The sequence below is a fragment of the Brevibacillus sp. BC25 genome (genome assembly GCF_000282075.1).
Taxonomy (GTDB): domain Bacteria; phylum Bacillota; class Bacilli; order Brevibacillales; family Brevibacillaceae; genus Brevibacillus.
Genome location: NZ_AKIX01000040.1, coordinates 149,415 through 170,422 on the forward strand (window position 1 = coordinate 149,415; position 21,008 = coordinate 170,422).

Here is a 21,008-nt window from a genome sequence, read left to right on the forward strand (position 1 = left end):
CAAAGGAGAGAAGCGCATGCAAAATATCGGATGGATTGATTCTTTTGAAAAATATGCTCAAAAAATGATAACAGACGGTCAGGTTCCTGGTGTTTGTATGGGATTAGCAAAAGATGGTCAAATCTTCTATCATAACGGATTTGGCTTCCGTGATGTCGAACGGCAGTTAGGAGTTACAATCGATACGGTATTTGGAATTGGATCCATAACAAAATCCTTTACCTGTGTGGCGGTCATGCAATTACAAGAAGCTGGTAAGTTATCCGTACATGACCCTGTTGTCAAATACTTGCCGGAATTCCGTCTGAAAAATATTGATGTGGGGCAGATCACGATTCATCATTTTATGACGAATACGAGTGGAATTCCTCCCTTGCCAACGTTTTTGGCAAGTGTAATGCGAAGCTTGGAAGCGAAGGAGTTAGAAGACTTTCCATTCCTGCAAAACCAGACAGATGAAACGGTACCAATCGATACGTACGAAGACCTGATGAGTGTTATTTCTACATTAGATTTAGAGCTTTTAGGACCACCAGGTACAGAGTTCAGTTATTCCAATGATTGTTTTGCCTTGCTGGGAGCGATCATTACGCGCGTCAGCGGGATGTCGTATGAGGCTTATGTCAAGGAGCATATTATAGATCCAATAGGGATGGAGCACACGAGCTTTTTTCTGGAAGAGCTGAATGGCTATGAGAATATTACAAATCTGTATATCATGCAAGACAGAGGTGACCACAAAGAAGTGATTCCATCTCTGAATTGGTGGGATACTCCCGCTTGTCGGGCGGCAGGATTCTTAAAATCAACGGTGCGGGATATGCTGCAATATACGGACATGTTCTGCAAAGGTGGGCTTACAGCAGGGGGAAAACGTATCCTGACACCTGAAAGTGTACAACAAATGATGACCCCTTATTATCCGACTGATATGGTACCTGGTCAATTTTACGGGTATGGCTTGGTCATAACCTCAGACTACTACGGAAAAACGCTAGTTGAACATAGTGGTGGTATTAAAGGGGTTACGGCTCAAATGTGCTTCTTTCCCGAAACAGGACTGGCCGGAGTGGCACTGTCCAATCTAGAATTGTCGCCGGTCTTGGCGGTTATGTCCGGTGCGCTAAATAGTTTGGAAAACCGCCCTCCTGAATCCTCCCATCTGGTTAGCAAGATTGATTTCCTAACCGAGGAAGCTATGGATCAATACGTAGGGGATTATCAATCGAGTGAGTTTGGGACATTGCCGATCCGATTGGAAAATGGTCAGCTGATGCTCTCCTTTTTGGGAGAAAACTACGTAATGAGACCGTTTGCTGAAGATATCTTTGTAGTCCGGGCTTTTGGAACCGATGTCTCCGCACGGTTTATCAGATTGGGAAATAATGAAATTGTGCGAATGGCTTTTGCTGGAAGACAATTTACTATGCAAGATAAAAAAACGAGTGGGGGAAACGAAAAATGACCCAGCGAGCCAACGTTAGTGATGCGAGATACCACCAGCTTGATGAGCTCTTCTCTACGCTTGCCGAACAAAACAATTGGAACGGCAACATCTTGATCTTAGAAGAAGGGAACGCTTTTTATCAAAATTCCATAGGAATGGCCAATCTGGAAACGGCTGAAAGATTGTCACCAGATTCGGTATTTGAACTCGCATCGGTTTCCAAGGCGTTTACAGCAATGAGCATCATGATCTTGCAAGAGCAAGGCAAGCTCGACTATACAGATAAAATTGACGACCTCCTTCCAGATTTTCCTTATGCCGATATTACGGTAGAGAATCTACTCGTACACACATCTGGTTTGCCTGATTACATGGAGTTGTTTTCTGAATCTTGGGATAAAACGCGAGTGGCTACGAATCAAGACATACTCGAACAGCTAATCAAGCATCGACCCGATGTGTTGTTTCAACCCAATGAAAAGCACGCTTACAGTAATACCGGCTATGCTTTATTGGCTTCTATCGTAGAACACGTAGCTGATACACGCTTTGCCGATTTCTTGCAGCAACAGATTTTTCAACCACTAGGAATGCAAAACACGAAAGTGTACAACCGAAGATATTCTCCTGAGTTGATCCAGCATTACGCCTATGGATACGTGTATTCTCCTCAATCTGAAGCATTTGTGTTACCGGATGAATCAAGTGAGCACGATTTTGTTATTTATCTGGATGGCATTCAGGGAGACGGTGCGATCAGTTCAACATTGGATGACTTACGTAAGTGGGACAGAGCTCTTTACACAGAAAAGCTGGTAAAAAAAGAAACGCTAGAGAGAGCGTTTTCCCCCGTGCAGCTTACTGACAATAGTATATCTAATTATGGTTATGGCTGGCGGCTACGTGAAAATCAGGTGACAGGAAAAGTCGTGCATCACAGTGGAGGCTGGCCGGGGTATGGAAGCTACTTGATACGATATATTCAAACAGATAAAACGATTATTTATCTCACAAACGTGGATCAGGAACGTGAGTTGACGGAAAAGACTGTAGGGGCAATCGAGAATATTTTATTTGAACGACCGTATATCATGCCCTAGCCATTAAAAAAGAGGAGCCGCCATTGACGGTTCCTCTTTTTTCGTCCTACACAAGCATTTTTTTCACCAACTGTGTCCGGTTGCTGACATCCATCTTTTCAAAAATCGATTTCAAATGCTTTTTTACAGTGACTTCACTCAAATACAAGCGGGCAGCGATTTGCGCGTTCGTCAATCCCTCCAGCACAAGGGCGGCTACTTCCTGTTCTCGTGCCGTCAGCATGCTCAATTCTATCGTGGTGACTATGCCTGGTGATGGCGGTGGAGCAGCAGCTGGAATCGCTTCTTCTTCCAGGGGCAAATCCGCATCCAATCCGGATCGTTTGAGCAGCTTTTGCAAATAAGCTGGGAGATGCTCGCCTTGCGTATCACGGAAAAATACGAGGGTGGGTGTTACTCCGTCATAATTGGTGTGGGTGGCGAATTGGGCAATATCAAATCCCAAACTTTCGTGGGCGGCTTTGAAAAAAGGAAACGGTGCAGGTGAACACAACAAAAATTCTCCGGTGAACATCAAACCATGCAGCATATGACCGATGGCTGTATGTTGGGAAACATCCTCATAATCGTCTTGATGAATGGTGTGAATGACCCAACCTGCCCGTGAGTGTTCTGGCACGCTGAACCGTTCTAGCTCTTGTTTGGATAGAGCGGTGAAATAGGAACGGGATCCAGAATGTTCCATCAGGTAAGGAAGGGTTTTTTCGTTGATGGGAACAACTGCGGCAAGAGCCGAAATCGCTCCGTTTTCATTGCGCAGAACGCGAAGCACGTCGTATCCCAGCGAGAATAAACGGTCATGATCAAGCCAATTCAATGGGTACAAGGTTTGCTCCGCTGTCAGGTGAAAATCAAAATGGCGGTTTGTGTGCGGATCAAACAGCTTGATCGTTTTAGGGGAGGGAGAGTGCCGCTGATTGCGGATATACTCCAGCAGTTCTTCCCGATGACCAGTGTGGATCGATTCGAACGGTTTGGGTAATGGATCGAACCAATTTAAAAAGGCGCGGATAAGTGCGTCACCTAAAAAGAAGGTAAGCTCCAATGCCTCTGGTGTGCGGACCGAATGGGCTGACTTGGTGAACTTGTCATAATAGTAGTGAACGGCCCGCTTCTGCAAATCCGCAAAATGAAGCGGAGTCCGTGCCCGCATATCCTGAGCAATGGATTCTCTCATCAAGGAATGAACCGTCCAGCCGCTGTCCACTTTCCGTACAAATGAAAATCGGATCAATTGGAAAAACTCGGACGCCGTAATTTCCCTTTTCAATAAAAAAGACAGATTATCTTGATTGAAGTGCCGTAATACAGCAGCAGCTTCCACAAGAGGACGCAAATGCTCGCCGGGAACTTCGCGCAGCCATTGGCTTACGACGAACGGCAGCGTATCCATCTCCTCTTGAAAAGCACCGTTTCCTTCCTGATCTCTCGGCTGCAAGGTAAAGGACAGCAATGACAGGGTAAGGGGATGCCCTTTGGAGCGTCGCCACATTTCTTGGATGATAGGCGGTTCAAAAATGTGACAGTAATGCGCATACCGCTCGACAGCATCGTAAGGAAGATGGGACAAAGGAACCCTACTGATGAAGTGCCGCCAACCGGGTGAAAGAAGCCAAGCTTCAGACAGCGGATGCCGCCCTGCGATCACGATCAGGATATTCGCGCTTAATCGTTTGAAAAAATATTCGCGGAGCCAATGGTCCAAGCCGTCCAAGTTCTCATAAATGTCAAGAAAGAGGACGAGTCTCTGATCAGCTGCTTTTTCATTCAGCTTCGAAACACATTCCTCCAACAATTGGGAAGGATGCTGCTCTTCTCCCTTATGATAAACGTGCAATGCCTGCAAAATTTGTAGGCAAAAATCAGAGGGCGTATGCCAAAATTGCTCGCTGTCCAAAGAGAGAGTAGCTGCTTGACGCAGATGAGCCTGCCGCCTGAACTCGTCGAGCAAATAGCTTTTTCCCACGCCTGCGGTCCCGAAGAGATTCATGATTTTTTTGGAGCGCCGCTCATCCGCAAGCAACTTCAAAAAATGAAGGACTTCCTCGGTTCGTCCTACCAACAGACGACTTTCCAGCTCTTCAAGGCTATCCTGATAATTCATAGCATCACCTGCTCCATCACAAGGTTTTACCTTTTTCTTCCTACGATTTTACTACGCTTCTTTTATACTGGGTACTCATATTTATCGCACGGGTATCCTTTTGGATGCATCCTTTCGAGTAATATCGAGCCCCGTATTCTCGGTGTTAGGATGAAACAGGCGAGTCAATACGAAAGGATGGAGGGAACATGTCAAAGCTAAGCCGCTTGGGTCACATTTCCTTATATGCACATGATGTTCGCAGATTGGCCTCTTTTTATGAAACCGCACTTGAATTGGCAGTGGTGAACCCTGGCGACGAAACGGCATGCTTGGCGATTGATCCGCAATCGGGCAGGCACGATTTGCTCATCCTGAACAATCCGCATCATGTGCATCTGGCATTTTGGGTGGATACGTTGGATCACTTCAAGGAAGTGTGGAGGAGGCTGACGGATCACGGAATTTTGGCACATGGTCCGTATGTGGAGAGCGAATTTGCACGTTTTTCTTTTCTTGATCCAGAAGGCAATCATGTGGAGATCATATGGGCGCATCGAGGAGAAACAGCACACCCACAAAGAAGAAAAATCAGCTTTCGGGAGTTAGAGGAATTCGGCGTTAGCCAAGAATGATCGTCCGTGCAATGGAGACTGGCTCGCACAAACTATTTCATTCATTGTGATAAGGGAGAGGAAAAAAGAATGTCAAATTCTACAAGCACATTCAATGCAGGGGGAAATACGCTCGGGATTACGACCGTGGCTGTGAATCCGGCATCCTTCCAAGCAGCACCCCAAATGGTTCAGGATCGAATGACGTATCACAAAGCGGTGCTGGAGTCATTCGGAATTACATCCTTGTCTAGTTTGGGGTCGCTCAAGATTCGCGGAACGGTTGTACCTCAGTCGGGATTGACGAAACCAACCCCCACTCTCGTCAGTGGGAATACCATGATTCAGTCAGCGTATCGAATCGACTCAGCCAAATCTACACCAACGTTGCAAATGTTGAGTGGAAAAGCAGAACTGTTGCAAGTAATCCCGTTTCCTAAAAAAATGACGGTTACATTAGCTGTACCGTCTCCTGCTTCGGCATTAAATATATCGGTAGACACCGCCTATTGGGCAGCATCGGAAATTTATATCGAGGATGGAACCAATGTTATTTTGAAATATCCGCAGCGCTACTTGATCATCATCGCCGAGAAGTTGACGGTCGGACAAAATGTTACATTTACATGGGAGCGTCCTTACCGCTATGTTCCAGCCAAACGACAAAAACCAATAACACCGCCAGATGCACCGATGTCTTCGACACTCTCCGGCATTCCGGGGACACCTGGAACACATGGATTGCCCGGAGACCGTGGATTCGACGGCGCTGCTGCTCCTGAACTCGAATTATGGGTCCTCAATATGGCGGGACGTCCGCATTTTGACTTGAAAGGGCAAGATGGCACACAAGGTGGGCCTGGGCAAGACGGTGGAGATGGTGGCAAAGGAGGAAAAGGCAAGCCGGCCGAATTGGATTGGGCAGGTTTCTGCAAAGCCGGAGCAGGAGCAGGCGGAAATGGAGGAAGTGGCGGTGCAGCTGGCTATGGAGGCCCGGGTGGTAATGGGGGCGTTGGTGGTCGGCTGACCCTGTACGCTCCACAAACGGTCATCCAAAATTATTCGCAAGGCTTTGCGATCACGACTGAAGGAGGCAGTCCGGGGGCAGGCGGAATCCCTGGCAATCCTGGAGCAGGCGGACCGGGTGGCGCCGTGGGTGACACCAAGAATGGAAAATTCGGTACGGCATGCGGTCCCGGGCCGAGAACGGCAGGTCAACCAGGAGCCCAAGGTTCATTCGCCGATGCCGGTCGTGTCGGATATGCGGGAGGCAGATTGTCTGATCCTGTGAGCTTTCGAGCCATCGACGCAGATGAATTCAGACGCAAGCTCTTGGAGCCGTCGATCAGCCATGTCTCTCCGCTCTATGCATTCGCAGGTGATACAGTGACGCTAGAAGGAAGTCGTTATACCAAAACCGATGTCGTGCTAATCGATGGCAATGAAGCGAAAACTCAGGTAGTAAGTGATACCATGCTCCATTTTGTCTTGCCTTTCGTGACAGGAGGCTCCCATACGCTCCAAGTACGACAATCAGATATGACTCTTTCCAGCAAGGCATCCGTTTTCGTGAATCCACGAGTCATTTCCGCCCAACAGGAAAATCAAGTGAAAACGCGGGTGAGACCCGGACAAAAAGTAATCGTGAACGGAAACGGCTTTTCCGAAGGGACACTGGTCTTGGTAAACAACCAAGAAATGCCCGAAGTACGGATGGTAAGCTCGACGCAAATGGAATTTACTATGATTCGACCTGCCGATGTGGAGAGCAATCCAGCGGGTGAGCATGTGAGCCTAAAAGTACGGCTATCCGATGGCACACCTTCCAATGAAATTCCACTGACACTAGAAACCTTCCATATGCTCGTGATGGGCGATTCCGTGAGCTGGGGGCAAGGCTTGCAAGATCATGAGAAGTTTTATTCCATCGTGGGTGCAGCCGTTCAGGCGAGAGAAGGAAATATCAAGCAATATACACAAGTACTCGCTCATTCCGGCGCCATTATTGGAGAGGGTAAGGATGACATAGTCGCCCCCGTAGACGGCGAGGTACCTAAATCATTCCCAACGATCCTGCAGCAATGTGCGTTCTTCAAAGGCGAGGCTGACTTGGTGGATCTGATTCTGTTGGATGGAGGTTTGAACGATGTCGATGTTCGGACAGTTCTGAATCCTTTCCATCCAGCCGACTTGGGGAAATTACATTATGACTATTTCTTTGTGAGCATGAAGAAATTGCTGGTCGAGGTGACGAAAAAATTTACACAAGCCAAAATCATCGTTACGGGTTATTATTCCCCTGTGTCTGAAAAGAGCGATATGACTGCGGTCGAAGCACTGTTGATCGGTGTGGGGGCCATTGTTGGGGGAGTCGGCGGCGGTGCAGCCGGAGGAGTTCTCGGTATCGCTGAGTTGGAAAAGGTATACAAGCGCTGTGCCCAGCTAGAAGCAGAATCAAAGCTCTACCTGCGAAAAGCCATCGATGAGAGAAATGCGGAACTCGATAAACCGCGTATCTTTTTCGCCGATCCGAATTTTGGTCCAGACCATGCGGCGTTGACGGATGATCCCTATGTATTCGGCATCAATTTGGACCTGACTCCACAAGACCTGATCGCAGCTGAGCGCCTCGTCTCTTGCACAGAAGCAGGGTGCACGGGCCTAGATTTCGAGATTTGCAAGCGTGCCTCCATCGGTCATCCAAATCAAAAGGGAGCCCAGGCGTACGCAAACGCAATCTTGCCTCTTCTGTAAGCAAGCAATAGAATCATAGAATGATAGACACAGATACGCTGTCGGAGGAACTGATGTTCCCTGACAGCTTTTTCATGTGCCCAATCCTTCCATATAAAAAGTTGGATTATCGGTAGAAAGTGTTTTACAAGCGCTCCCAAAAATCCGTAAGGGGGAAGGGGGAAACATTCGTGATTCAACCGGTGTGCGTTTTATCACATGTCCTGCATGATGAATATGGTACTTTGAAGGCAGTGGAAGATTCCATCGTGACAGAGTCACCGATTACGATCATGTCTGACATAACATAACAGATCTCTTCATCGACGAAACAAGGGGCGTTCATAATGCTGAAAGGGGGGAGGTCCAGTGATTCCAAGTGAATTGGTGGACACTTTTGGTCGTGTCCATGACTATCTGCGGATTTCAGTAACAGATCGTTGCAACTTGCGCTGTGTTTACTGCATGCCTGCTGATGGAATGGAATTTGAACCTGATGAAAATATCCTGTCTATAAAAGAAATAACAGAAGTTGTGAGGGTTATGGCCGACATGGGGGTCAAAAAAGTAAGACTGACAGGTGGAGAACCCTTGGTCCGCAAAGGCATTGAAAATTTGGTATCCGCGATAGCCGGAATTCCAGGGATCGACGATATCGCTATGACTACTAATGGTATTTTCTTGGCGAGAAAGGCCCAAAAATTAAAAGAAGCCGGCTTGAACCGTGTGAATATTAGTCTGGATACATTGAAAGCGGATCGTTTTTCCTTGATTACCCGCGGTGGAGATGTCCAGCGAGTTCTGGATAGTATAGCTGCATGCCAACAAGTAGGGATAGAACCGATTAAGTTGAACGTCGTTCTTATGAAGGGGATCAACGATGACGAAATAGAAGATTTTCTTCAGCTCACGATCGATAGTCAGTTACAAGTTCGCTTTATTGAGTACATGCCCATCGGCCACAACGATTTGAGGTGGAAGCAGTCCTATCTGCCATTGTCCACCGTATTAGAACGCTGCCATCATTTGGGCTGGAAAGTGGCTGCGAGTCATCATGTGCGAGGCAACGGACCCGCACAAACGTTTCGGATAGAAGGCGCCAAGGGGAGTTTTGGGCTTATTCATCCCGTGAGCGATCATTTCTGCGAAACTTGCAACCGACTTCGTTTGACAGCGGATGGAAATATAAAACCATGCCTATATTGGTCGGATGAGTTTAACGTTCGTAAGTGCATTGGTAATGATGATGCGGTACGCGAACTCTTTTCCCGAGCCTTGCATATCAAACCACTGAATCACGAAATGGCCAAAGCTTTCGTCGATGAGAGTCAGACGCATGTACCAACAGTTAGGCGCATGTCTCAAATTGGAGGGTAGTGTAGATGACATGGATAGAGTAGAAAGCGTGAATCGATTTCGCCGAAATGCGGTTCAAGTCGTGGAAGCACAGCGCAGAATTGAGCAACATCTGAACTATCTCGGTGTAGAAGAAGTCTCATTGGAAAATGCCTACAGTCGTACATTGGCGGAGGACATCATTGCGTCTGACAACATGCCTCATTTCCGGCGTTCCGGGATGGATGGTTTTGCGATCATGTCTAGTTCAACTCGCGGGGCATCCCCTGAGTCGCCCGTCCTTTTGGAAATGATCGACAATATTCCGTGTGGAGCTCTTCCTACAAAAAAATTATCGCAAAAAACAGCCTCCCGAATCATGACGGGAGCCATGGTACCTGAAAATGCAGACGCAGTCATCATGCTGGAAATGACAGACGACTTTGAAGAGCAGGGCAAAACATACATCTCGATTAAAAAAGAAGTCCATCCTGGGCAGAATCTGACTCCGATTGGCCACGAAATCGCAAAGGGTGCTTGTGTCCTTCAAAAAGGTACAGATATCCTCACTGGTGAGACCGCATTGTTGGCTACATTCGGTTTCTCCCGCGTCAAAGTATATAAGCGCCCAACCATCGCGATATTTGCAACAGGCTCAGAGCTTTTACCTATAGATGCGCCACTTTGCTCAGGTAAAATCCGAAACAGTAACTCTTACATGCTGGCAGCACTTATTCGGGGGTCAGGAGGGATTCCGTTACTGATGGGTTCCATCCCAGACGAAGCGGATCAGGCACAAGCTCTTATTCTTGAAGCATTTTCCGTTGCGGATTTCGTGATCACATCAGGTGGGGTATCGGTAGGCGATTACGACATTCTCGTAGATATTTTTGAAAATTGGAATGGGAAGGTCCTGTTTAACAAAGTAGCGATGCGACCCGGAAGCCCTACGTCCGCAGGGGTTTGGAATGATCAATTTTTGTTTGCTTTGTCAGGCAATCCGGGTGCATGCTTTGTTGGTTTTGAGCTCTTCGTTCGTCCTGTAATTTTGGGTATGCAGGGTATTCAAAATCGTTACTTGCAGGACTTTACGGCTTTTCTAGGCGAAGACTTTACAAAGGTAAATGCATATCCGCGGTATGTTCGCGGAAAGTCGTATATAATCGATGGCAAAGTATTCGTAAAACCTGTCGGGATTGATCAATCAAGCGTTACGGTCTCCATTAAAGATTCCGATTGCTTGATCAAGATTCCACATGGAGGGAAGGGAATGCTACAGGGTGATCTTGTCACCGCCTTGATGCTAAAAGGATAATACTCACCTTGCGGGCGTTATAGTGAAAGTAGCGACCGTCCCTTGGAAATAATACGTAGGAGAGCGTGGGTTGGAAGCGAGAACAGCCAGGTACGAAAGATCTCCTTCTGAATGGTATAATGTAAATATAAGTAGAAATGAATACTATCGGAAGGATGTTTGGCATGAGCGAATCTAATCAGGAGTATATCGTAATCTCCGGTGCGCGGGAAAACAATCTCAAGAACGTATCCTTGCGCATTCCCAAGCGGAAAATTACGATCTTCACCGGTGTATCTGGATCCGGCAAGTCATCGATTGTCTTCGATACGATCGCCGCAGAATCCACGCGATTGCTGAATGAGAACTTCAGCATGTTCGTGCGCAATTTCCTGCCCCGCTATCCGCAGCCGGATACGGACGCGATCGAGAACCTGAGCATGGCGGTTATCGTGGACCAGAAGCGGCTGGGCGGAGGTTCCCATTCCACGATGGGCACTATTACCGATATTTCCCCCATTCTCCGCCTGCTCTTCTCCCGAATAGGTCAGCCCAATGTTGGACAAGCGCATATGTTCTCCTTTAATGACCCCCAAGGCATGTGTCCCGAATGCAACGGAATCGGTCGCAAATTAGGCATCGATATCAGCAAAGCGGTGGAAATGTCTAAGTCTTTGAATGAAGGGGCAATCATGCTGCCGGACTATAAGGTAGACGGCATGGAATGGAATATGCTCGTGCAGACGGGCTTTGATCCTGACAAGAAGCTGAGCGATTATTCCGAAGAGGAACTTGAGCAGCTGTTGTACGCCAAGGCGAGAAAAGTGGAGATGCAATTCGCCGGGAAAGCCGTGAATATTACAGTAGAAGGCGTCATTGAGAAGTTCACCAACAAATACATCAAGCAGGATCTAAAGACGAAATCTGAGCGTACACAAAAAGCGGTTGCGCCGTTCATTTCCGAAGGTTCTTGCTCCAGCTGTCATGGTGCGAGACTCAATCAGGCCGCACTCAACTGCAAAATCAATGGCCTCAACATTGCAGAGATGTCCTCCATGGAGGTCGGTCGGCTAATCGGGGTCATTCAGGAGATTGACGATTCAGTCGCCACGCCGATGGTCAAGTCGCTGACGGAACGATTGCAGCATCTAGTGGATATCGGACTGGATTACTTGACGCTGGATCGTGAGACGGATACCTTGTCCGGCGGTGAGTCGCAGCGTGTCAAGATGGTGAAGCATCTGAGCGGCAGTCTGGTGGATGTCACTTACATTTTTGATGAGCCCAGCGTTGGTTTACATCCCCGAGATGTACACCGGTTAAATGAATTGCTTCAAAAGCTGCGCGACAAGGGCAATACCGTCATTGTCGTCGAGCATGATCCCGATGTGATCAAGGTGGCAGATCATATCGTCGACGTCGGGCCGCATGCCGGCAGCCACGGGGGTACCATCGTGTATGAAGGAAACTTCCAAGGCCTGCTGGAATCAGAGACGCTGACAGGCACCCACATGAAGCGGCCGATCCAACTGAAGCAAGATTCCAGGAAGCCGTCCGGCAAGCTGTCCATCGAGGATGCCACACTGCACAATCTGCGGAACGTGAGTGTAGATATTCCAACCGGAGTGCTGACAGTTGTTACGGGTGTCGCAGGCTCAGGCAAGAGTACGCTGATTAACGATGTATTCCTCAGCAACCATCCGGATGCGATCGTCATCGACCAATCGGCGGTAGGCGTGTCCACGCGCTCGAATCCAGCGACCTACACAGGGATTATGGATGATGTGCGCAAGGCGTTTGCTTCCGCGAACAAGGTCAACCAAGGCTTGTTCAGCTTCAACTCCAAGGGGGCTTGTGAGAACTGCCAAGGTCTAGGTGTTGTGTATACAGACCTTGCATTCCTTGAAAGCGTCAAGCTGCCGTGCGAAGTCTGCGGAGGTAGACGGTTCAAGGAAGAAGTACTTGCATACAAACTGAACGGCAAGTCAATTGCAGAAGTGTTGGAAATGACGGTCGAGCAGGCATTGGAATTTTTTGAGCTAAAAGAAGTTGCGCGCAAGCTCCAGGCGATGAGTGATGTGGGGCTGAACTATATTACACTCGGCCAACCGCTCAGCACGCTCTCGGGCGGGGAATGTCAGCGCATCAAGCTGGCAAGCGAACTGCACAAGAAAGGCAGCATCTACGTGATGGACGAGCCGACGACTGGCTTGCATATGTCCGATATCGGTCACCTTCTGGAGATCATGAACCGCCTCGTAGATGCAGGCAATACGGTAATCGTCATCGAGCACAACCTTGATGTGATCAGCCAAGCGGATTGGATTATCGATATGGGACCGGACGGTGGTAGCAACGGCGGTCGGGTGGTATTCGAGGGTACACCTCCGCAGATCATCCATGCGGAACAATCGATCACGGGAAGATACTTGAAGTAATGCATCAAATCCACTTTCGTAATGTATGGGATTCCGACATAAAAGCTGCTATGGCATAACGAATTCAGATCTCCTCATGGGAAACCGGAGGAGATTTTTGTAATGCCAAGATAAATATCAGAAAATAAAAAATAATCTTGACATTGAATTGGGCGATTAGTAAAGTGGTGATTACAAGCAACCTATCGATCGATCGATCGACAAAAAGCAGATGATGTAACCGCCACAAGTAACTGGACATGAGAGACTCTCGTTTCCTGCAATCATCAGTAGAAAGGAGCGCGCTTTTTTGACGAAAGAAAAAATATTTCAAGCAGCATTACGGCTATTCGCAAGAAAAGGTTTTGAAGCAACCAGCATACGTGATATCGCTCTGGAAGCAGAGGTAACTTCCTCCACCCTCTATCATTACATGAAAACAAAAGAGGATCTGCTCGTTGCCATCATGCAAGAAGGGTTACAGACCCTTCTTGGGAATGCAAAGGAAGTGCTCGCTGAGCTTGAAGCGCCCGAACAACAATTAGCAGCGTTTGTACAGCTTCATGTTGGCAGCCATGCCATTGACAAGCTAACAGCGTTAGTAGTAGATACCGAGTTCCGTGCGCTGACAGGAAATACACGCGAAGAAATAGTCAGGTTGCGCAGTGAATATGAGCTGCTCTGGCAGCGTATTTTAACGAACGGATTGGAAGAGGGCGTATTTACGATAAAAAATACCAAGCTTGCCATCCTGGCTTTGCTTCAAATGTGCACGGGTGTCGCCCATTGGTACTCGCCCGATGGCCCAAATTCATTGGAAGAAATCAGCTTGAATTTTTCTGATATGGCGCTTGCACTCGTTCAGGCAAAACGAAACGGTCAGCAACTGACTGTCTCCGATTTGGATCTGCCTGAACCCGCTCGTTTTTTTATGAAACCATGGCTGGGGGCTGCTGCGCATGAACATTCTTGATGCCCGTGTCCGCTTGCCACAGCAGTTCCGTGAGGCACGCATAGGTGAAATGCGAAATGAGTACGTCGCTCAATATGATGCGGTGTTACAAGTAAGATCGACTATCGCGAAAACACTCGACGATTTGATTCAAGAAATGAAAGAATCAGGAGTAGACCACGCCATTATGCATGCAGAATACGAATTCGGCGAGGATGGGGATGCGCTGAATGAAGCATTGGCAAAAGTCATATCCGCTCACTCCGAGCTCTTCTCAGGATTCGGTACGATTTCAATGGAGCATTTCAGACCGATGCGCGCTGTCCAACAAGTAAGCCGCATCAGTGAGCTGGGCTTTCTGGGAGTAAACATCCAGCCTGCATTTTTTGATATGCCGATTGATGATCGCAAATTATATCCCGTATACGCAAAGGCTGCCGAGTTAGGCTTGGCAGTTGCCATTCATACGGGAATTAATTATTCGATGATTCATCCCATCCGGAATGAACACCCGCTGTTGCTGGATCAAGTCGCCTGTGATTTTCCAGAATTAACATTGATCGCGTGTCATGGGGGGTGGCCCTGGGTGCCTGAAATGGTTGCCGTAGCGCGCAAGCACCCCAATGTTCTGATGGATCTGGGCGGGCTTTCTCCAAGGTATTTGGGGGTGCAAGGAGCAGGGTGGGAGATGATGTACAGGTTAGCAAACAACCTCTTGCAAGATCAAATCCTCTTTGCAACAGACTGGCCTGTCTTTCCTCTGAAACGCGCGATTGCAGAATGGAAGGAATTAAGCATAAAGCCCGAGGTGCTAGAGAAGGTACTCGGTTCGAATGCAAAAGCATTGTTTTCCAAAATAAAGGCGGAGGTAAAAAAGAATGACAACACGTAAGGCGGTGGTAGAGTGTGAGATCCATCAAGAGATAGGCTGGATTCACCTGAATCGCCCCGAGCGGTTAAATGCGGTGATTCCACAATTGGTAGAGGAGCTGTATGGATCGTTCGATAAGTTGGAACGGGAAGGAGTAAGGGCAGCAATACTAGCTGGCCGCGGGAATGCTTTTTGTGCAGGACATGATTTGCGTCATGAAGAAAAGCCTGCAAATGAGGCTGAGCTCCGTCTTAATTTACAGAAAATTCAGGATATAACACGAAAGATCCAGCGTGTTCCTTTTCCGGTAATCGCTGCGGTCCATGGTTATGCATTAGGAGCAGGGTGTGAGTTTGCGCTCGGATGCGATTTGATCATCGCCGCTCATGATGCCGAATTCGGCTTTCCGGAAGTGAGTGTGGGACTTAGTGTTACCGGAGGGATCTCGCATATCCTTCCCATCACGATCGGACTGGTCCGGGCGAAAGAATTGCTGTTTTCGGGCGAAAGGTTTAGTGCAACGCAAGCACTGCATCTAGGACTCATCAACAGGGTAGTAGATCATAAAGTGTTAGTTGAAGAAGCTGACAAGTGGGCGAAACGGTTAGCTGAGCTCCCGCAAGTAGCGCTTGCAAAAGCCAAATTTGCGTTAAATCGCGGGGCACAATGCGATCTGGAGGCAGCTTTTGAATTGGAGATCGAGCATGCGCTGGCAACCGTGCAAACGATCGAATCCAAGCAGGCGGCTGAAGGGTTCCGAAAAAAAGGATCGGTATAGAGAAGGAGGGCTGACACCTTTTGGACATGCAAGAAATCAAGTCTTTGACGGCACAGGCGGCCAAACGATGGGGAGAAAAAATCGGGCTTGTCTTTGATGAATGGAATGAACAACTGTCATTTAAGGAGATAGAAGACCGTTCCAACCAGATCGCCAACATGCTCCAAGTGCTGGGTGTAGGCTATGGCGATCGGGTAGCCGTCATGCTGAGGAACCAGCCGGAATTCCCGCTTACCTGGCTGGCGTTGGCAAAACTGGGCGCGACTATCGTGCCGATAAATGTAAATTACAAAGAGTACGATGCACAGTATATCCTCCACCACTCCGAAGCAATCGTTATCGTAACTTCACAGGAGTTTCTATCCCTGCTACAGAAGATCAAACCTTCCTTACAAACCCTCAAAACAATCCTCTCAGTAGACCAATCAGACGATCCCAACGTTGTCGATTTCAGAACGATGTGTGAAACAGCGTCCACGACTCCAACAGCGCCTACCGTTTTTCCTGAAACTTTAGTCAACATCCAATATACATCTGGCACGACAGGCTTACCCAAGGGGTGTATGCTTTCACATGAATATTGGCTCACCATTGCAAAAAAGATGGTCGAGCAGCATCCCAATTTGACCAATTCAGATGTACTGTTAACGGCGCAGCCCTTTTACTACATGGACCCGCAATGGAATTTGCTGGGTGCAATCGCTGTGGGGGCAAAGCTTGTGGTTCTCGATCGATTTCATCCTTCTACATTTTGGCAGAAAGTACGGCATTATGGCGTTACTTTTTTCTACTGCCTGGGAATCATGCCCACGCTAATGGTCAAAGCACCGCGCTCGCCATTAGACAGGGAAAATAACGTTCGTACCATCCTTTGCTCGGCCATTCCCCCGCATCTGCACCGTGAATTGGAAGAACGATGGGGCGCGCCATGGTATGAGGTTTTTGGCATGACAGAAACAGGTGGAGATATTTCGGTAAAACCACACGATCATGACCGATTGCTCGGAACAGGCTGCATCGGAAAACCGGATAAAGACCGGACCGTCCGCATTGTTGATATTCACAACCGCCCTGTTTCGAGGGGCGAGGTTGGCGAGCTCCTCCTACGGGGCTTGGGGATGATGGATGGCTACTATAAAGATCCTGATGCGACTTTCGCTGCCTTTCAGGGGGGCTGGTTCCACACCGGAGATTTGGTGCGAATGGACGAAGACGGATACATCTATTATGTCGGCAGAAAAAAGGAGATGATTCGCCGGAGCGGGGAAAATATTTCGGCTGCTGAGGTTGAGGAAGTCATGAAAATGCATCCGGCCGTGCAATATGCTGCCTGCCTTCCAGTGAAAGACGAAATACGCGGGGAAGAAATCAAGGCATACGTGGTAGTGAAAGCGGGCCAAATGGTGCCTCCTCATGAGTTGATCTCTTATTGCACCGAGCATCTTGCTTACTACAAGGTTCCACGATATTGGGAATACCGCAGTGAATTGCCTCGTACCCCATCTGAGCGTATAGCCAAGCATGTACTGGCGAACGAAAAAGCAGATCTTCGCATCGGTTCCTATGATCGCATTGATGATAGCTGGAGATAACATGCAAATGGAGAGGAAGATATGGATGAATAGTTGGGTAAAGGTACTGAAAGAGCTGACAGAGGCTTCCGGAGTTCCCGGACAAGAACAGGAAGTGCGAGAATTAATGCATACGTACTTGGAACCGCTTACAGAAGAAGTGTTCACAGATAATCTGGGAAGCATAATCGGGCGAAAAACAGGCCTGGCCAATGGACCCAAGATCATGATGATGGGCCATATGGATGAAGTAGGGTTCATGGTAACACGTGTCATGAAGGACGGATTCATCGCCTTCCAGCCGCTTGGTGGCTGGTGGTCGCAGGTGATGCTGGCACAGCGCGTGAACATTAAAACACGCAAGGGAGATATTGTCGGCGTAATCGGGTCAAAACCGCCGCATCTGCTGTCTTCGGAAGAACGAAAGAAAGTGGTTGAGATCGAGCGGATGTACATCGATATCGGAGTATCCAGTGTAGAACAGGCAAAGGAGCTGGGAATTCGCCCAGGTGATCCGATTGTACCGATCTGCCCTTTCACGGTGATGGCGAATGACAAGATGTATATGGCAAAAGCGTTCGATAATCGCGGCGGTTGCCTGACAGCCATTGAAGTACTGAGACAGTTGCAAGAAACGGATCACCCCAACATCGTATTTAGCGGCGCTACTGCACAAGAAGAAGTGGGATGCCGCGGCGCATTCACGAGCACGTATATGGTGCAGCCAGATCTATTCATTGCATTGGAGACGGGGATAACGTTTGACACGCCAGGAAGCGCCGACTCTCCTAATTTGCCTGATATCAAGTGCGGTGGCGGGCCTACGATTGGTTTATTCGACGGCTCGCTCGTGCCCAATCGGAAATTGCTGGATCTGTTATTTGATACGGCTGAAGAGGAAGGCATCCCGTATCAATATGCTGCTATTGCAGGTGCGGGTACGGACGCAGGAGCTGCTCATATGGTTGGCAAAGGGGCTCCATCCATTGTCATTGCAATCCCTGCGCGTTACATTCACAGTCACGCTTCAATTCTCCATCATGATGATGTGGAAAATACGGTGAAATTGCTGACGGCTCTCGTCAAAAAACTGGATCAAAAAACGGTTGACTGGCTCAGATCGTAGGAGGCGAGGATATATCCCAAACAAGGGAGAGTGGTGTCATTCATGGGGATAAGAAAGCGGGAAACCGCCACGTTTGTGAGCATCGTCCTTTCCTGTTTCGTACTGCTGGCAATCGTGTCCGGCTGCGATGCGCCTGCAACGAAACCAGGTACTGATGAAGGAAAAAAAGATGTCAAAATAGCCGAGCAAAAGGGCGGAACGATCACCGTTGCGATCGGCAGTGAACCAGATACACTGGATGTCCACAAATCGACAGCGTTAAGCACGGAGGGGGTCGCACTCAATCTAGGGGCGGCTCTCCTTTACAGAGATCCCCAAACAAATGAGGTCAAGCCCCATCTGGCCGAATCGTACTTCATTTCGGAAGATGGGAAGACATGGACATTTCGCATTCGCCAAGGCGTTACCTTTCATGATGGGACACTGCTTACTGCACAGGCGTACAAGCGAACATTTGAGCGGGCCATGTCTCCGGAAATCGCTCCGAAAGGCGTAGGAATGGTTCTTGGTATCATCAAATCGATCAAAACACCAGATGATCAGACCCTTATTTTGGAGTTGAATGAACCGTCTGCCACGCTCCTGACCTATTTCACTTCCGCGAGCTGGATGCAGCCGCTCTCGGTGGACGCGGTGCAAAAGTTTGGGGATCAATACGGGAGGAATCCGGTCGGTGTCGGTCCATGGAAGATGGAGAGCTGGAAATCAGGAGACTCTATTACGCTGATTCAAAATGATGTGTATCGCTGGGCAACGCCCTTCTTTAAAAATCAAGGACCACCGAGGCCGGACAAATTAGTTCTGAAATTGATTCGAAATCCGCAAACGACTGTCGCTGCTTTGGAAAGTGGAACTATCGACATCGCTGATCTGCCTGCGAAAGACGCGAAGAAATTCAGGAACAACAATCGTTTTACGGTACTTGAGCAGACAAAGCGCGGCCTAGGGCTGTTTGTCGAGCTGAACTTGAATAACGAGATTTTACAAGATAAAAACGTACGCAAAGCGTTGCAAATGGCAGTAAAGAAAGAGGCTATCGTGCAGTCGCATCTGCAAGGAGAAGGAATTGTTGCAGATGGTCCGCTGCCAGCAAATTTGTTCGGATACGATCAATCCATTGCCCAATATGCATACAAATACAACCCCGAGGAAGCGGTGAAGCTCCTGGAAGAAGCCGGATGGAAACTGAATGCACAAGGGATAAGGGTGAAAGCAGGAAAACCGCTTTATCTCGAATTGTTGAGTATGGAAGTATGGTCTCAACCTGCCCAGTTGATGCAAGGAATGTTCAAAGCGATTGGGGTAGACGTGAAAATCATTACTCTGGAAGGTAGCGCAGTCGACCAGTTAACTGCGGCCGGCACATTTGACTTGGCGCTGGATGGATACGTCGCTGATGACCCTGATATCTTGTTTCCGTTCATGCATTCAACTCAGATCGGTGGGATGAATCGTTCAGCCATCCATGACAAAACGATCGATTCCTTGCTGGAAAAGGGACAGGTGACGATGAAGAGCGACGATAGAGCGAAAATCTATGAAGATCTTCAGAAGCGCTCTGTGGAGGAGGCGTTTTGGATTCCCATTTACACGGAAAAACGGTTTGTCGTGGTAAACAACCGTGTTCAGGGACTGATGCTTGATCCATCCGGACTGAAATTGTATCAGGACGTGTGGGTTAAGTAAGCGTGGAAACAAAAAACAAGGAGAACAGGTCATGAACAATCAGGAATGGATCGTGAGTTATGAGGAGTTTGTCCGAGAAACAATGATGGGAAGCAAGGTACCTGGGGCTGCAATAGGAGTGGCCAAAAACGGACAGCTCGTTTATGCCAAAGGCTTCGGCTATTGTGATGCCGAGCAAGGTCAGGTAGCGACAGTTGATACTATATTCGGAATCGCTTCGATTACGAAATCGTTCACCGCTATTGCGATCATGCAGCTGCAGGAAGCCGGAAAACTGACGGTTGCCGATCCTGTTTCCCGTTTTTTGCCAGAGTTTCATGTAAGAACGGGAAGTGGAACGGAGGCAATCACCATTCACAACTTTCTGACCCATTCCTCCGGTTTGCCGCCGTTATCTTGCGTCGATGAAGCACTCAAGCGTGGAATGAACACCTATGAGGAATTGATGACCTATATGGCACAACTGGAATTTACTTTATTGGGCGCACCAGGTACAGAGTTCAGTTATTCCAATGATTGCTATACGCTACTGGGAGCAATTATTGAGCGGGTAAGCGGCAAGCCATATTCGACGTACGTGAAGGAGCATATTCTCCAACCAGCAGGAATGCAGCATAGTTGCTTTTCTTTCGTGGAGTTGCACGGGTACGAAGATAGGAAACCACTATTTGAGACACTGCCGTTTCAATCATCCGGCGGATTAAAATCAACGCTCATCGACATGATGAGATACACCGAGCTGTTTCGAACGAAAGGTTTGATTGGCAAGGAACGAATTCTTCGCACGGAAAGTGTGCAGCAGATGACCACCCCTTATTTCCGATGCGAACATAACCAATATTACGGGTATGGTGTAGCGATTACACCCAATTTCTACGGTGCTTTGATGCTGGGCCATAGCGGCAGAGAGAAAGGGATCCAAGCCTACATGAGCATCATCCCCGAGAACGGATTGGCTGCCGTGGCGCTCACCAATCTCAGCGGTTCGCCGGCTGCCGCAT

At 48.3% G+C, this 21,008-nt stretch carries 15 protein-coding genes; 14 read left to right on the forward strand and 1 reads right to left on the reverse strand.

The genetic code is table 11. The features are described from left to right. The first annotated feature begins 16 nt into the window (after positions 1 to 16). A complete protein-coding gene (locus PMI05_RS12580) occupies positions 17 to 1,465 on the forward strand; it encodes a serine hydrolase (protein ID WP_007721839.1) in 1,449 nt (482 codons plus the stop codon). Next, complete coding sequence (locus tag PMI05_RS12585) at positions 1,462 to 2,547, forward strand: serine hydrolase (RefSeq protein WP_007721840.1); 1,086 nt, start codon at positions 1,462 to 1,464, stop codon at positions 2,545 to 2,547. Before PMI05_RS12580 ends, PMI05_RS12585 begins: the two co-directional genes overlap by 4 nt. Before the next feature lie 46 nt (positions 2,548 to 2,593). Here the strand turns inward: PMI05_RS12585 and PMI05_RS12590 are convergent, their stop codons facing one another. Continuing rightward, positions 2,594 to 4,651: a LuxR C-terminal-related transcriptional regulator gene (locus PMI05_RS12590; RefSeq protein WP_007721841.1), complete on the reverse strand. Its 2,058-nt coding sequence runs from the start codon at positions 4,649 to 4,651 to the stop codon at positions 2,594 to 2,596. 188 nt (positions 4,652 to 4,839) lie between these two features. Here PMI05_RS12590 and PMI05_RS12595 point away from each other — a divergent pair, with 188 nt between their 5' ends. The 12 genes from PMI05_RS12595 to PMI05_RS12650 all read left to right on the forward strand — a co-directional run. Further along, a complete protein-coding gene (locus tag PMI05_RS12595; RefSeq protein WP_007721842.1) occupies positions 4,840 to 5,265 on the forward strand; it encodes a VOC family protein in 426 nt (141 codons plus the stop codon). A 69-nt stretch (positions 5,266 to 5,334) separates the two neighbouring features. After that, on the forward strand, positions 5,335 to 7,998 hold the full coding sequence (locus PMI05_RS12600; protein ID WP_007721843.1) for an IPT/TIG domain-containing protein: 2,664 nt from the start codon (positions 5,335 to 5,337) through the stop codon (positions 7,996 to 7,998). 348 nt (positions 7,999 to 8,346) lie between these two features. Further along, positions 8,347 to 9,354 carry a GTP 3',8-cyclase MoaA gene (gene moaA / locus PMI05_RS12605; protein WP_007721845.1) on the forward strand — a complete coding sequence of 336 codons (1,008 nt, stop codon included), beginning with the start codon at positions 8,347 to 8,349 and terminating at the stop codon, positions 9,352 to 9,354. A gap of 10 nt (positions 9,355 to 9,364) precedes the next feature. Further along, the gene (gene glp, locus PMI05_RS12610; RefSeq protein WP_039960665.1) at positions 9,365 to 10,627 is read left to right on the forward strand and encodes a gephyrin-like molybdotransferase Glp; all 1,263 of its coding nucleotides are present in this window, start codon (positions 9,365 to 9,367) and stop codon (positions 10,625 to 10,627) included. A 164-nt stretch (positions 10,628 to 10,791) separates the two neighbouring features. Continuing rightward, positions 10,792 to 13,044, forward strand: coding sequence for an excinuclease ABC subunit UvrA (locus PMI05_RS12615; RefSeq protein WP_007721847.1), 2,253 nt, complete (start codon positions 10,792 to 10,794; stop codon positions 13,042 to 13,044). A gap of 289 nt (positions 13,045 to 13,333) precedes the next feature. Next, positions 13,334 to 13,996, forward strand: a complete 663-nt coding sequence (locus tag PMI05_RS12620) for a TetR/AcrR family transcriptional regulator (RefSeq protein WP_007721848.1) — start codon at positions 13,334 to 13,336, stop codon at positions 13,994 to 13,996. Beyond that, the gene (locus PMI05_RS12625; RefSeq protein WP_007721854.1) at positions 13,983 to 14,867 is read left to right on the forward strand and encodes an amidohydrolase family protein; all 885 of its coding nucleotides are present in this window, start codon (positions 13,983 to 13,985) and stop codon (positions 14,865 to 14,867) included. The genes PMI05_RS12620 and PMI05_RS12625 overlap by 14 nt, the downstream gene beginning before the upstream one ends. Further along, the gene (locus tag PMI05_RS12630; protein WP_007721856.1) at positions 14,854 to 15,624 is read left to right on the forward strand and encodes an enoyl-CoA hydratase/isomerase family protein; all 771 of its coding nucleotides are present in this window, start codon (positions 14,854 to 14,856) and stop codon (positions 15,622 to 15,624) included. Before PMI05_RS12625 ends, PMI05_RS12630 begins: the two co-directional genes overlap by 14 nt. Positions 15,625 to 15,650: 26 nt before the next feature. Next, entirely contained in the window at positions 15,651 to 17,216 is a 1,566-nt protein-coding gene (locus tag PMI05_RS12635; protein WP_039960687.1) for an AMP-binding protein, read from the forward strand. Positions 17,217 to 17,241: 25 nt separating this feature from the next. Continuing rightward, entirely contained in the window at positions 17,242 to 18,321 is a 1,080-nt protein-coding gene (locus PMI05_RS12640) for a M42 family metallopeptidase (protein ID WP_007721860.1), read from the forward strand. 42 nt (positions 18,322 to 18,363) lie between these two features. Then, positions 18,364 to 20,007, forward strand: coding sequence for an ABC transporter substrate-binding protein (locus PMI05_RS12645; protein ID WP_007721862.1), 1,644 nt, complete (start codon positions 18,364 to 18,366; stop codon positions 20,005 to 20,007). Positions 20,008 to 20,038: 31 nt separating this feature from the next. Beyond that, on the forward strand, positions 20,039 to 21,008 hold a 970-nt coding region (locus PMI05_RS12650), incomplete at its 3' end, for a serine hydrolase (RefSeq protein ID WP_007721864.1).

Excerpts from the sequence above, each read along its gene's own strand:
- PMI05_RS12580 (WP_007721839.1), top strand. The coding sequence starts at position 17 with ATGCAAAATATCGGATGGATTGATTCTTTTGAAAAATATGCTCAAAAA.
- PMI05_RS12585 (WP_007721840.1), top strand. The coding sequence starts at position 1,462 with ATGACCCAGCGAGCCAACGTTAGTGATGCGAGATACCACCAGCTTGAT.
- PMI05_RS12590 (WP_007721841.1), bottom strand. The coding sequence starts at position 4,651 with ATGAATTATCAGGATAGCCTTGAAGAGCTGGAAAGTCGTCTGTTGGTA.
- PMI05_RS12595 (WP_007721842.1), top strand. The coding sequence starts at position 4,840 with ATGTCAAAGCTAAGCCGCTTGGGTCACATTTCCTTATATGCACATGAT.
- PMI05_RS12600 (WP_007721843.1), top strand. The coding sequence starts at position 5,335 with ATGTCAAATTCTACAAGCACATTCAATGCAGGGGGAAATACGCTCGGG.
- glp (WP_039960665.1), top strand. The coding sequence starts at position 9,365 with ATGGATAGAGTAGAAAGCGTGAATCGATTTCGCCGAAATGCGGTTCAA.
- PMI05_RS12615 (WP_007721847.1), top strand. The coding sequence starts at position 10,792 with ATGAGCGAATCTAATCAGGAGTATATCGTAATCTCCGGTGCGCGGGAA.
- PMI05_RS12625 (WP_007721854.1), top strand. The coding sequence starts at position 13,983 with ATGAACATTCTTGATGCCCGTGTCCGCTTGCCACAGCAGTTCCGTGAG.
- PMI05_RS12630 (WP_007721856.1), top strand. The coding sequence starts at position 14,854 with ATGACAACACGTAAGGCGGTGGTAGAGTGTGAGATCCATCAAGAGATA.
- PMI05_RS12635 (WP_039960687.1), top strand. The coding sequence starts at position 15,651 with ATGCAAGAAATCAAGTCTTTGACGGCACAGGCGGCCAAACGATGGGGA.
- PMI05_RS12640 (WP_007721860.1), top strand. The coding sequence starts at position 17,242 with ATGAATAGTTGGGTAAAGGTACTGAAAGAGCTGACAGAGGCTTCCGGA.
- PMI05_RS12645 (WP_007721862.1), top strand. The coding sequence starts at position 18,364 with ATGGGGATAAGAAAGCGGGAAACCGCCACGTTTGTGAGCATCGTCCTT.